The organism is Aeromicrobium chenweiae, from assembly GCF_003065605.1.
In the GTDB taxonomy this organism is placed as follows: domain Bacteria; phylum Actinomycetota; class Actinomycetes; order Propionibacteriales; family Nocardioidaceae; genus Aeromicrobium; species Aeromicrobium chenweiae.
Map to the genome: position 1 here is coordinate 3035028 of NZ_CP026952.1, position 12734 is coordinate 3047761.

The following is a 12734-nucleotide window of genomic DNA, read 5'->3' on the forward strand; positions in this document are numbered from 1 at the left end:
CCCACCGGGGACCGAGTGCAGCGCCGAAACCGGCCACGGGCCAGAATGGCCGCATGACGCGCGACCAGTCACCGTACGTGGAGCTCGAGCGGGCCGCGTGGGCCGCGCTCGCCGGTGACGCGCCCCAGCCGCTCAAGCCCGATGAGATCGAGCGGGTGCGTGGCCTCGGTGACGAGCTCGACCTCGAGGAGGTCCGACAGGTCTACCTGCCAATGACCCAGCTCATCAGCATGCGCGTCCGCCTCGCGGGGGCCCTGTACGAGGCGACCGAGGAGTTCCTGCACGCCCCGCAGTCCCGGCGCACCCCGTTCGTGATCGGCATCGCCGGCTCGGTCGCGGTCGGCAAGTCCACGACCGCCCGCCTGCTGCGCGAGCTGCTGGCCCAGTCCCCCGACCACCCGGTCGTGGAGCTGGTGACCACCGACGGCTTCCTGTTCCCCAACGCCGAGCTCGAGCGCCGCGGGCTGCTCGACCGCAAGGGCTTCCCCGAGTCGTACGACCGCAAGGCCCTGCTGCGCTTCGTCATGGAGGTCAAGTCCGGCGTGGAGGTGGTGACCGCCCCGGTCTACTCGCACCTGACGTACGACCGCACCGACGAGGTCGTGACCGTCAAGGCACCCGACATCGTGATCGTCGAGGGTCTCAACGTCCTCGCGCCCGCGCGTCCGCGCGGCGACGGGTCGCCGGGGCTCGCGGTGAGCGACTTCTTCGACTTCTCGATCTACGTCGACGCCTCCGGCAAGGACCTGCGCCAGTGGTACATCGACCGGTTCCTCACGCTGCGCAAGACCGCGTTCGCCGATCCCGCGTCGTACTTCCACCGCTACAGCTCCTTCACCGACGAGCAGGCGATCCAGCGGGCGAGCGAGCTGTGGGACACGATCAACTACCCCAACCTCAAGGAGAACATCGCCACGACGCGTGGCCGGGCCTCCTTGGTGCTGCGCAAGGGACCGGACCACGCCGTCGACTGGGTCCGGCTCCGCAAGATCTGAGCACCCCCGCCGGCCGTCACATCGCCCGCACGTACTCCCCGGCCCAGGCGGTCTGCCGGAACCCGAGCCGCTCGTTCACGGCGATCATGTGGGTGTTGCTGGCGGCGTTCCACGTCGTGATGCGCCGGCGCCCCGCGAGCAGGTCCGCCGCGGCATGCATCGTGTGGACCTTGAGCGCCAGACCCAGCCCGTGACCTCGGTGAGCCGGACGGACGAGCGTGTCCCACTGATAGACCTCGAAGCCCTCCCCCGGAAAGGCCAGCTGGGTGTGGCCGGCCAGCTCACCGCCGGCGGAGCGGGCGACCGTCACCTGCATCACGCGACCGACCCGGGCCAGATCGGCCTCGTCCTTGCGGACCCGTGCGGCGTCCCAGTGCTCGTTCTCCAGACCGGTCTCCCCGCTGGGCGCCTCGGCATTGAGGATGCGACGCAGGTCCGCGTACTCGTCGAGCCACTCGTCCGGGCACGGGCCGCGCCACGTCTCGAGGGTGTAGGCCGGGTCGAGCTCCACCGGCGGCACCTCGGCCGGCAGCGTCAGCTCCCGCACCGCGTCCATCATGTCGAGCGAGAACCCGCGTGCCTCCGCGAAGGCACGCCCCGCATCCGTCTCCCGGTCGACCGCCCACACCGCCTCACCGAAGGCGATCGTGCGACCGCCTCGTCGACCGATGTCGACGAGGGCGTCGAGCACCGCCGAGCCATGGCCGCGGCGACGCTGCTCAGGGGGCACGAACACCTCCACGAAGGCGACCGCGGTGTTGTCCTGCAACGCCATCACGATCGTGCCGCCCGCGACGGCGACCCCATCGACGTCGCGAGCGACGACGGCCACCTTGGTGCTGTAGTCGTCATCGATGAGGTTGACGCGCTTCTCGATCGCGAGGTACGGACCGTCGAAGGCCCGCGTGTGCGCGCGTGCGTAGAGGTCGTAGAGCTGCGTGAACGCGTCGTCGTCGGCCACGTCGACGTGCTGGACCTCGAGCATCCCCCGACCCTACGACACGTCGGGCGGCGCGGACGCCGCTCGCTCCTGACCGGCGTCCGGAGCCGACAGGTCCAGGAGCGGGAGGTGCTCGGCCCGGACGATGCCGGCGGACACGGCGTACTCCACCAGGCGGGACCGGCGCGAGGTGGCGAGCTGTCCTGCCCCGCCGTGCAGTCCCTTCACGCCGTTCCTAGCGAACTTCTCGCAGACGTTGTCGAGCTTGCGGTTGAAGGTCGTGATCGGCACCCCGAGACGTTCGGCCGCGGCCGCGTTGGTGGGAACCTCACCCGGCCCGGCTCCCCTGCGACGGAGGACCGGCTCGGCCAGTGCCAGCACCAGCCGCAGCTGGGAGGGGGTCAGTTCGACAGCACCCAGCGTCGCGTCACCGGACTCCTCGGGCGTCGAGGGAGTCCCGGAGTACACCGGCTCGTCGCAGACGATGGTGATCTCGTAGACCGTGTCGCCTGCGGTGAACACGATCGCCTGGCTCGCCATGACCACCGGGAGCCGCGACCCCGGACCGATCCAGGACTGCAGCGTCCCCGCGTCACCACTGACCGTGACGGACAGCCGCGTCCCGACGTTGACGATCCACCAGAAGCCGGCGTCGTGGCGCAGCTCCACGACCCGCCGGTGGAGGTAGGGATTGTCCTCGTCGACCACCAGGTCGCCCTCACGACCGATCGTGAAGACCTCGTCGGGCCCGACGACGAGCTCCTCGCCACAGAACTCGACGGTCAGCGTGCTCACAGGGCCACCTCCGGCTCGACGTGCATCACGCCCATGGTGCCGTGTCGTCCACCCGTCGCGCTCGTCCAGGTGGTCAGCGCACCATCGCCCGGACGGTCCGGTGAGCATCTGCCGTGCTGGACGTCCCGGCGTAGTCGACGTGGAAGGTGCGGTGGCCCCTCGGCACCACGCCGGTCAGCGTCACGATGCCGACTCCCCGCTTCAGGGTCACGGTGCGGCTGACGTCCTTCCGCGAGATCGTGACCTTCCCGCTGGGGTGGTGGCCGGTGGCGCTGCGCGTCACCTCGACCCGGAACGTGATCTTGCCGGCGGTGGTGCTGCGCCGGGTCGACACGGCCAGCTCGGCATTCGACTTGAGCGCGGTGGTCAGCCCGTTGACCGTCGCGCCCTCGCCCAGCGAGAACACCCGGGCGCCGGTGCTGCCGGGGGCGGTGTACCACTGGTCCGCCCAGGTCCCGGACGGGTCCTCGACCCTCAGCCGCACCGCGCTGGGCGCGTCCACTGGGAGGTCGTACCGCCCTGACGACCGGGTGCTGGCGGCGCCTGCGTCACGGTCCTGGTTCACCACAGCCCTGACGACGATCCCGCGCAGCGGCTCGCCGCTCGCGGTGGTCACGGTGCCCCGGACGTGCGCGCGCAGGTGATCGAGCTGCTGGGCCCCTGCTGTGGTGGTGGCGCCCTCGCGCACGGTCAGCGGTGTCGCCTGATCGACGGTGAGGGCCTCGTCATGGCACTCGTCGCGGAACGTCGTGGACGTGTCGTGGTAGCAGACGGTGTACGTGCCCGCCGGGAGTCCCCGGAAGCGGTAGGTCCCGGTCGCGTCGACCGCCCGGTCGGGGTCGTACCTGCTCATCTGGAGGTTCTCGATCAGGCTGCTGTCGGGCCCGTCGACGATGTTCGCCCGGATCGACGTGGGTGACGCGCCGTCGGCCCGGCTGACACGACCTACGAGGGTCGCGGCCGGCTTCAGCGTCACGTTGCGGGTGACCGTGCGTGACGTGTTCCCCATGAACTGTCGATAGGCCGACACGGCGCGCTTCTTCGGGTCCTGCACGACGACGTGGTCGTACCACCACGTCGTGTGGCTGCCCGCCGGACGGGTGAGCGAGTACCGCCCTGCACTGTTGGTCGTGACCGTCTTGTACTTCCCGAACACATCGCCGCTGTCGCCGTCGCGAAGCACCAGGGTCACCCTGGCCCCGGCCAACGGCACGCCGGCGATGGTGACCGTGCCCTTCACGGTGCCGGCCGGGACGGTGCGCGCGTCCGCCGGTGCCACGAGCAGGCCCGCGCCCAGGACCGCTGCGGCCACGAGCCCCACGAGCAGGCGGACGGTGCGGCGGTGCTGGGTCATGATGTTCCTCCGAGATCTGGTGCCGACGTGCCTCACGCTCGACGCTAGGCGGCGTCCGTCCCGGCGTCGATGGGGAGAGGTTCCCTCCGCCTCGCGGCCTGACGAGCCTTCAGGACCGGGGGCCGTCGGTTAGGGTGGATCGCACCCCGGCGCCCAGCGCGCCAGCCAGCTCGCTCGCTCCCAGGAGACGGACCCGTGCCAGCACGTTCCCTCCCACCCCCTGAGCTGGACGGCTTCACCTTCGTCCGGCTCATCGGCCACGGCGGCTTCGCCGACGTGTACCTGTACCGCCAGGCCGTCCCGGCGCGTGATGTCGCGGTCAAGGTGATGCACCCGTTCGCCGGCGCGGACACCGAGTTCTTCCATGCCGAGGCGAACGTCATGGCCCAGCTGTCCGGGCACCCGTCGATCGTCCCGATCTTCCAGGCCGACGTCGCCGCGGACGGACGGCCGTACATCGTGATGGAGTACTGCCCCGCCCCCAGTCTCGGGGAGCGCTACCGGACCGAGCAGATCCCGCTGCCGGACGTCCTCGAGATCGGCATCAAGGTCTCGGCCGCGGTCGAGACCGCCCACCGGGCCGGCATCCTGCACCGTGACATCAAGCCCCACAACATCCTGACCAACGCCTACGGAGCGCCGTTGTTGACGGACTTCGGGATCGCTGCGGCCACCGACGACCCCGAGACCGTGGAGACGACACTGTCGGTCCCGTGGGCGCCGCCCGAGGCCTTCCGCGGCGCGACCGTCAGGGACGTGCGCAGTGATGTGTACTCACTGGGGGCCACGGTCTACAGCCTGCTCGCCGGCCGGTCGCCCTACCAGCGCGACGACCGGACGAACGACCCCATCGCGATGGGCATCCGCATCTCGACGGAACCGCTGCGTCCCACCGGGCGCGCCGACGTCCCCGCGACCCTCGAGCACGTGCTGGCCCGCGCGATGGCCAAGGCCGTCGACGACCGGTACCCCTCGGCCTTCGACTTCGCCCGGGCCCTGCAGCAGGTCCAGGTCGACCTCGGCCTGCCGCCGACCAGGATCGAGGTGCTCGACTCCTCCCCCGGTGCACGGCGCCCGGTCCAGGTCTCGGACGACCTGGCAACGGTCCGCGCGTTCACCGTGACCGTCCCCGAGGGCGTGCCCGACGTCGGCACACGCCTCAACCCCCGCACCTCACCGACCGCCGCCGGATCGACGCGCCGACGAGCAGGCCGACCGCGAGCCTGGTCGCCGCTGTCCGCGCGCGGCGTCGCGGCCGTGCTCGCGGTGGCCCTCGTCACGGGCGTCCTGGCCTTCCTGCGCCTCGGTGGCGACTCGTCGCCTGAGAGTGGCCCGCTGCCCGGGGTTGTCAACGCGACGTACGACAACCCGGGCTGCACCGAGCAGTACATCCTCCAGCTCACGCGGGGCAATCCGAGCGGCTTCGCGGAGCGGATCAACGAAGCAGCCGAGCTGGTGCCGGACGTGAAGTACCTCCGAGGTTCTGACACCTGTCCGACGTACGACCCGGTCAACCGCGACGGCCGGCCCTACTACCTCGCGTGGACGGGGCCCTACCGCACGTTGAAGGACGTCTGCGCCGCCCGGCGCGAGGCCGGCATGGGTGAGGCGATCCCGCACCTGCTCGACGAGGAGCAGCGGGGGCGGAGCTTCTGCCTGTGCCTGGAGTCGGCCGACGACCTCCCAGCCCTCGACAGCTCGGTCGACGCCTCGTTCGACGAGCAGCTCCTGGTCAACGAGCTGCAGCAGATCCTGCTGATCCGGGGCTACCTGCCCGAGCCCCGCACCGACGAGGGCATCGGCATCATCACGCAACGGTTCGACGCAGCGACGACGGCAGCGCTCGAGGCGTACCAGAGGGACCGGGGCCTCGATCCGGACGGCCGGACGGGACCGGCCACCTGGCGCGCCCTCCAGGCCGAGAAGCACGACGACGGACGCGCGGTCTGCCCCGACTGAGGGCGCCCGCCACCTGCGGAGACCGCTCGACAGGCGGTCAGAGCGACAGGGTCTGGCGGACCACACCGGCGAGGTGCTCGGCGACCTCGGTGGCCTGCTCGGACGTCTGCGCCTCCACCATCACGCGCACCAGGGGCTCGGTGCCGGACTGGCGCAGCAGCACCCGGCCACCGTCACCGAGCCGGGAGGTCGCGATCGCGACCGCCCCCAGCAGCGTCGGGTCGGAGTCGGCGCGGGACTTGTCCACCCCGGGGACGTTGATCAGCACCTGCGGCAGCCGGGTCATGACCGACGCGAGCGTCGACAGCGGGGTTCGGTCCTCGACCATGCGGGCCGCGAGGTGCACCGCGGTCAGCACCCCGTCACCAGTGGTGGCGTAGTCGCCCATGATGACGTGCCCGGACTGCTCGCCGCCCATGTTGAAGCCGCCCGAGCGCATCGCCTCGAGCACGTAGCGGTCGCCCACCGCGGTCTGGATGACGGTGATGCCGGCGTTCTCGAGCGCCTGGACGAAGCCGAGGTTGCTCATCACCGTGGCCACGACCGTGTCGTCGGTCAGGCGTCCGGCGTCGCGTGCCGCGAGGGCCAGGATCGCGAGGATGTGGTCACCGTCGACCACCTCGCCGGTCTCGTCGACGGCGAGGCAGCGGTCGGCGTCGCCGTCGAAGGCGAACCCGGCGTCCGCACCGTGGTCGACGACGGCCTTCTGGAGGTCGTCGAGGTGCGTCGAGCCGCAGTTCTCGTTGATGTTGAGGCCGTCGGGATCCGCGTGGATCGTGATGACCCGCGCGCCGAGCTCCTGGAACACCGCGGGTCCCACCTCGTACGCCGCGCCGTTGGCGCAGTCGAGCACGACCGTGAGGCCGTCGAGCGGGCGCGGGCAGGTGGCGACGAGGTGCTTGACGTACGCCGCGACCCCCGCATGGCTGTCGCCGATGCGGCCGACACCGGCGCCGGTCGGCCGGTCCCACGGCTCCTCGAGCCGGTCCTCGATGAGGACCTCGAGCTGGTCGTCGAGCTTGAGGCCCCCGCGGGCGAGGAACTTGATGCCGTTGTCGGGCATCGCGTTGTGGCTCGCGGAGATCATGACGCCCATGTCCGCCGCGAGGAATGACGTCAGGTACGCCGCTCCCGGGGTCGGCACGACGCCGAGGCGGTGCACGTCCACACCGGCAGAAGCAAGGCCCGCGACCACCGCGGCCTCCAGGAACTCTCCTGAGGCGCGGGGATCGCGGGCCACGACTGCTGTGGGGCGCTGGTCGGCGAAAGCACCGACCTCGCCCAGGACGTGGGCCGCCGCGACCGCGAGGTCGACTGCGAGCTCGGCCGTCAGATCACGATTCGCGACACCGCGAACGCCATCCGTGCCAAAGATCCGGCCCACGAACACTCAGCGCTTGCTGTACTGCGGAGCCTTACGAGCCTTCTTGAGGCCAGCCTTCTTGCGCTCCTTGATGCGCGAGTCGCGCGTCAGGAGTCCGGCCTTCTTGAGCACCGGGCGGTTGGCCTCTTCGTCGATCTGGTTCAGCGAGCGGGCCACGCCGAGACGCAGGGCGCCGGCCTGACCGGTCATGCCGCCACCCGTGACACGGGCGATGACGTCGAAGCGGTCCTGCAGACCGGTCTCGGCGAACGCCTCCTTGGCAATCTGCTGGTGCAGCTTGTTGGGGAGGTACTCCTCGAGCGGCTTGCCGTTGACGGTCCAGACGCCGGTGCCCGGCACGATGCGGACGCGGGCGATGGCCTCCTTGCGGCGACCCGTTGCAGCACCCGGAGCGATCGTCGCGGGCTTGCTGGAGGTCTCGGAGGAGCCAGCCGTCTCCGAGGTGTAAGCAACACCCTCGGAGTTGGTCTGGAACTCGGTGGTCTCTTCGGTGGTGGTCTCAGCCACGATGCGCCTGCTTCTCTTCTTTACTGGGAGATCTGCGTGATCTCGAACGGCTGGGGCTTCTGGGCGGTGTGCGGGTGCTCGGGGCCGGAGTAGACCTTGAGCTTCGTGATCAGCTGATCACCCAGACGGTTCTTGGGGAGCATGCCGCGCACCGACTTCTCGATCGCCTTGCGCGCATCCTTGTCGAGCAGGTCACCGTAGGCGATGGACTTGAGTCCACCCGGGTAGCCGCTGTGACGGTAGGCGAGCTTGTCGCGGCGCTTGTTGCCGGACAGGGCCACCTTCTCCGCGTTGACGATGATGACGAAGTCGCCACCATCGACGTGCGGAGCATACGTCGGCTTGTGCTTGCCGCGGAGCAGCGTCGCAGCCTGGACGGCGAGACGGCCCAGAACGATGTCCTCGGCGTCGATGACGTGCCACTGACGGGTGATGTCAGACGGCTTGGGGCTGAACGTGCGCACGGCGTGACCTTCTCGTTCTTCGATGTGGAGGTGATCTAGAAACAAACTCTATGGTGGAGGTCGCAGCCCATGGCGGATCCACTGGGTACGACGACACACTAGGTTAACCGGCGGGTGACGCTCGGGTCAAAACGAGTCCACCCGACGACCCCCTTGCCAGGTGAGGTTTACCTCACGTCTAAGTTGAGAGGCGGTCCGCGCCATCACAGCGGAACCGTTCCCCCCGTCACAGGAGACCCATCGTGACCGAGAACCAGACACTGACCGTCCGCGACAACCGGACCGGCGAAGAATTCGAGATCCCGATCACGGATGGCACCATCCGCGCCGGTGACCTCGGCAAGATCGGCAAGACCGAGGACGAGCCCGGTCTCGCCGTGTACGACCCGGGCTTCACCAACACTGCCTCCACCCGCAGCGCCGTGACGTTCATCGACGGCGAGAAGGGCATCCTGGAGTACCGGGGCTACCCCATCGAGCAGCTGGCCGAGAAGTCCACGTTCCTCGAGGTCGCCTACCTGCTGATCCACGGCGAGCTGCCCACGAAGGAGCAGCACGACCAGTGGGTCCACGAGATCACGTTCCACACGTTCGTCCACGAGAACGTCAAGTCGCTGATGCAGGGCTTCCGCTACGACGCGCACCCCATGGGCATGCTGCTGTCGAGCGTCGGCGCGCTGTCGACGTTCTACCCCGAGGCGCGCAACATCACCGACACCCAGGTGCGTCACGAGCAGGTCGTGCGGATGATCGCCAAGATGCCGACGCTCGGCGCCTGGTCCTTCCGCCACGCCCAGGGCAAGCCGTACGTCTACCCCGACAACGACCTGTCGTACACCGAGAACTTCCTCTCGATGCTGTTCAAGATGTCCGAGCCGAAGTACGACCCGGACCCGCGACTGGCCAAGGCGCTCGACGTCCTGCTGATCCTGCACGCCGACCACGAGCAGAACTGCTCGACCAACGCGGTCCGCTCGGTCGGCTCCAGCCAGGTCGACCCGTACTCGGCGGTCAGCGCCGGCATCGCGGCCCTCTACGGCCCGCTGCACGGTGGCGCCAACGAGGCCGTGCTGAAGATGCTCAAGCGCATCGGCAGCAAGGAGAACATCCCGGCGTTCATCGAGGGCGTGAAGAACGGTGACGAGAAGCTCATGGGCTTCGGTCACCGCGTCTACAAGAACTACGACCCCCGCGCCACGATCATCAAGAAGGCCTGCGACGACGTCTTCGAGGTCACCGGGGTCAACCCGCTGCTCGAGATCGCGCAGGAGCTCGAGAAGATCGCGCTGGAGGACGAGTACTTCGTCAAGCGCAAGCTGTACCCGAACGTCGACTTCTACTCGGGTCTGATCTACGAGGCGCTGCAGTTCCCGCCCGAGATGTTCACGGTGCTCTTCGCGATCGGCCGCACGCCGGGCTGGCTCGCGCAGTGGCTCGAGCTCGTTGACGACAAGGAGCAGAAGATCGCTCGCCCGAAGCAGATCTACACCGGCGACCGTCAGCTGGAGTTCATCCCCGCCGAGGAGCGCTGGGCCTGAACGACGCCCCGAGAGACCCCCACCGTCCGCGGTGGGGGTCTCTTGTCGTCCCGGGACGTCTCACTCGTCGCAGACGCCCTCGACCCGGCCCGAACCGCCCGGGAACTTCTTGTGGATGGTCACTCCCTTGCCCGCGCGCACCGGGCTGACTGTGCCGGTGATCTTGACCAGCACCTCGCCGTGGCCCTGCGGTCCCCGGTCCTCGCACGTGTCGTGCGAGAAGAGGTGGTAGACGGTGCCGGGTGCCGGCAGCCACGACGATCTTGCGCATGGATTCTCCCTGCAACGGCGGGCCTGGATCGCCTCACCGTCCGCTCGTCCGGAGCCGCCGTCACCCAGGGGCGATAGCGTGGGTGGCGTGCGGCTGCGACTCGATCTCTCCTACGACGGCACCGCCTTCCGCGGCTGGGCGACCCAGCCACGGCTGCGCACGGTCCAGGGTGAGGTGGAGTCCGCGCTGGCCACGATCCTGCGACGCGACACCGTCCCCCAGCTGACCTGCGCGGGCCGCACCGACGCGGGGGTCCACGCCCGGGGCCAGGTGGCCCACGTCGACCTCGACGACGTCGATCCGGTCGCGCTCGAGCGACGGCTCAGGCGCCTGCTCCCGGCCGACATTGCCCTGCGGGGGCTGTCGGTGGCACCGCCGGGGTTCGACGCCCGCTTCTCAGCGCTCCAACGGCGCTACGTCTACCGGTTGTGCGACGCCCCGGCCGGTCCGGACCCCCTCGCCCGCGGCAGCGTCGTGGGCTGGGCCCGGCCGCTGGACGCAGCGGCGATGGACGCGGCAGCCTCCCACCTGCTCGGCGAGCACGACTTCGCTGCCTTCTGCAAGCGGCGCGAGGGGGCCACCACGATCCGCACGCTGCTCGAGCTGCGCACCGACCGGAGGGGCGACCTCCTCGAGACGACCGTGCGGGCGGACGCGTTCTGCCACTCGATGGTGCGCTCGCTCATGGGGGCGCTGGTAGCCGTCGGCGAGGGCCGGTTCGCCCCCGAGTGGTCCAGCGAGATCCTCGCCGGGGCCGCTCGTGACGCCCGGGTGAAGGTCATGCCCGCCCACGGGCTCGTGCTCGAGGAGGTCGTCTACCCCGACGACGAGGGCCTGGCCGCCCGCGCCCTGGAGTCGCGGAGGCGACGCGACGAATGACGGTCCGCCTCGCTCCCATCACTCCCACGACCTTCCGAGCCCTCGCCGCGGGCGATGTCGCGTCGGCCGAGCAACAGATCGGGCTGCCCGTCCCCCAGGGGTTCGCCGAGGCGGTCGACATCTGGCGCTTCATGGTCAAGCTCGCGGACCAGCACCCGGACAACGCGGACTGGCTGATGCGGGCCGTGGTCGCGGACGACGTGATCGTCGGCAACGCAGGCTTCAAGGGCGCTCCCGTCGACGGCCGGGCCGAGCTCGGCTACCGGATCCTCCCCGAGCACCGCCGGCACGGCATCGCCCTCGCGGCCGTCATGCTGCTGCTCGACCACGCCCGCGGCACCCCTGGGCTCGAGCGGGTCATCGCCCGCATCGCTCCCGACAACCAAGCCTCCGTGGGCGTCGTCACCGCGGCAGGCTTTGTGCCCGACGGGGAGCACATCAGCCCGCGGTGGGGCCGTCAGCTGCAGCTCGTGCACGCGACACCGGGGCCCGACGCCTGACAGGATGGGGACATGGCGGTGACCTGGCGGGACGTCGTGGCGCACGGCATCACCCTGCCCGAGGTCGCCGAGAGCACGTCGTACGGCACGCCGTCGCTCAAGGTGGCGGGCAAGCTGATGTGCCGCCTGCGCACCGACAGCGACGGCGCCCTCGCCCTGAAGTGCTCGATGGCCGACAAGGAGGCCCTCGTGGCCGGCACCGATCCCGCCTTCTTCACGACCCCGCACTACGACGGCCACGCCTACGTCCTGGCCGACCTCGAGGTCGTCGAGCGTGAGGAGCTTCTCGAGCTCGTCACCGACGCCTGGCGGATCGCCGCTCCCGCCTCGGTACGCAAGCGGCTCGAGCCATGACCGGATTCCTCGCCTCGGCCCTGGTCGCCTTCGCCCTGTCCACCTCACCCGTCGCCCCACCGCCCGTCGGCGGGGTCGCGGACTACCAGCTCGGCGGGGCGTACTCCCCCGCACCCGGCGTCGACATCGTGACCCGGGACCGCACCGCGGCACCGGCCAAGGGGCTGTACTCGATCTGCTACGTGAACTCCTTCCAGACCCAGCCCGGCCGGCTGACGTGGTGGAAGAAGAAGCACCCGCAGCTGCTCCTGCGCGACCGCAAGGGACGCCTCGTGCGCGATCCGGACTGGCGCGACGAGGTGCTGCTGGACATCCGCACATCCCGCAAGCGGGCCGCGATCGGCGCGATCAACCGGTCCTGGTTCGCCCAGTGCGGACGCAAGGGGTTCCAGGCCGTCGAGCCGGACAACCTCGACTCGTGGACCCGCTCGAAGGGACTGCTCAAGAAGTCGTATGCCGTCAACTTCGGCAAGCGGCTGGTTCGTGAGGCACACCGCAGCGGGGTCGCGATCGCGCAGAAGAACGCGCCCCAGCTGAGCCGCAAGCGCATCGGCTTCGACTTCGCGGTCGCCGAGGAGTGCGAGGTCTACCGTGAGTGCGGGGCCTACACCAAGGTCTACCGCACGCGCCTGATCGAGATCGAGTACACCGACAACGGTCGTCGGGCGTTCGCCCGCGCGTGCGCGGCCCGCTCCGGCAGGGCCTCCATCTCGCTGCGCGACCGCGACGTGGTCCCGCGGGGCGCCAAGGGGTACGTCTTCACCTCCTGCTGAGCCGCCCTGAGAGACTGGGAC

The 12734-nt window shown here is 70.0% G+C and carries 13 protein-coding genes; 7 read left to right on the forward strand and 6 right to left on the reverse strand.

Going from position 1 to position 12734, the window contains the following annotated elements; translation table 11 throughout:
• Positions 1 to 53: 53 nt before the first annotated feature.
• On the forward strand, positions 54 to 995 hold the full coding sequence (coaA, locus tag C3E78_RS14665) for a type I pantothenate kinase (protein WP_108579650.1): 942 nt from the start codon (positions 54 to 56) through the stop codon (positions 993 to 995).
• A 16-nt stretch (positions 996 to 1011) separates the two neighbouring features.
• On the opposite strand, the gene C3E78_RS14670 is transcribed toward coaA, so the two are convergent.
• The 3 genes from C3E78_RS14670 to C3E78_RS14680 form a co-directional block, all read right to left on the reverse strand.
• Positions 1012 to 1980, reverse strand: coding sequence for a GNAT family N-acetyltransferase (locus C3E78_RS14670; RefSeq protein WP_108579652.1), 969 nt, complete (start codon positions 1978 to 1980; stop codon positions 1012 to 1014).
• Between the two features lie 9 nt (positions 1981 to 1989).
• Positions 1990 to 2730, reverse strand: a complete 741-nt coding sequence (locus C3E78_RS14675) for an FHA domain-containing protein (RefSeq protein WP_108579654.1) — start codon at positions 2728 to 2730, stop codon at positions 1990 to 1992.
• Between the two features lie 73 nt (positions 2731 to 2803).
• Entirely contained in the window at positions 2804 to 4084 is a 1281-nt protein-coding gene (locus tag C3E78_RS14680; protein ID WP_108579656.1) for a transthyretin-like family protein, read from the reverse strand.
• Between the two features lie 195 nt (positions 4085 to 4279).
• Here C3E78_RS14680 and C3E78_RS14685 point away from each other — a divergent pair, with 195 nt between their 5' ends.
• Entirely contained in the window at positions 4280 to 6043 is a 1764-nt protein-coding gene (locus C3E78_RS14685; protein WP_108579658.1) for a serine/threonine-protein kinase, read from the forward strand.
• A gap of 37 nt (positions 6044 to 6080) precedes the next feature.
• Here the strand turns inward: C3E78_RS14685 and glmM are convergent, their stop codons facing one another.
• From glmM to rplM, 3 genes are read right to left on the reverse strand one after another with little or no spacing between them, the layout of a single operon-like run.
• Entirely contained in the window at positions 6081 to 7427 is a 1347-nt protein-coding gene (gene glmM / locus C3E78_RS14690) for a phosphoglucosamine mutase (RefSeq protein WP_108580911.1), read from the reverse strand.
• A 6-nt stretch (positions 7428 to 7433) separates the two neighbouring features.
• A complete protein-coding gene (rpsI, locus tag C3E78_RS14695; protein ID WP_108579660.1) occupies positions 7434 to 7934 on the reverse strand; it encodes a 30S ribosomal protein S9 in 501 nt (166 codons plus the stop codon).
• A 20-nt stretch (positions 7935 to 7954) separates the two neighbouring features.
• Positions 7955 to 8398, reverse strand: a complete 444-nt coding sequence (rplM, locus tag C3E78_RS14700; RefSeq protein ID WP_108579662.1) for a 50S ribosomal protein L13 — start codon at positions 8396 to 8398, stop codon at positions 7955 to 7957.
• A gap of 242 nt (positions 8399 to 8640) precedes the next feature.
• Here rplM and C3E78_RS14705 point away from each other — a divergent pair, with 242 nt between their 5' ends.
• From C3E78_RS14705 to C3E78_RS14725, 5 genes are all read left to right on the forward strand, one after another.
• A complete protein-coding gene (locus C3E78_RS14705; protein WP_108579664.1) occupies positions 8641 to 9936 on the forward strand; it encodes a citrate synthase in 1296 nt (431 codons plus the stop codon).
• Positions 9937 to 10294: 358 nt separating this feature from the next.
• Positions 10295 to 11086: a tRNA pseudouridine(38-40) synthase TruA gene (gene truA, locus C3E78_RS14710; protein WP_108579666.1), complete on the forward strand. Its 792-nt coding sequence runs from the start codon at positions 10295 to 10297 to the stop codon at positions 11084 to 11086.
• A complete protein-coding gene (locus C3E78_RS14715) occupies positions 11083 to 11586 on the forward strand; it encodes a GNAT family N-acetyltransferase (RefSeq protein WP_108579668.1) in 504 nt (167 codons plus the stop codon). The genes truA and C3E78_RS14715 overlap by 4 nt, the downstream gene beginning before the upstream one ends.
• Before the next feature lie 12 nt (positions 11587 to 11598).
• Positions 11599 to 11940, forward strand: a complete 342-nt coding sequence (locus C3E78_RS14720) for an MmcQ/YjbR family DNA-binding protein (protein WP_108579670.1) — start codon at positions 11599 to 11601, stop codon at positions 11938 to 11940.
• Complete coding sequence (locus C3E78_RS14725; RefSeq protein WP_108579672.1) at positions 11937 to 12713, forward strand: endo alpha-1,4 polygalactosaminidase; 777 nt, start codon at positions 11937 to 11939, stop codon at positions 12711 to 12713. The genes C3E78_RS14720 and C3E78_RS14725 overlap by 4 nt, the downstream gene beginning before the upstream one ends.
• Positions 12714 to 12734 lie beyond the last annotated feature (21 nt).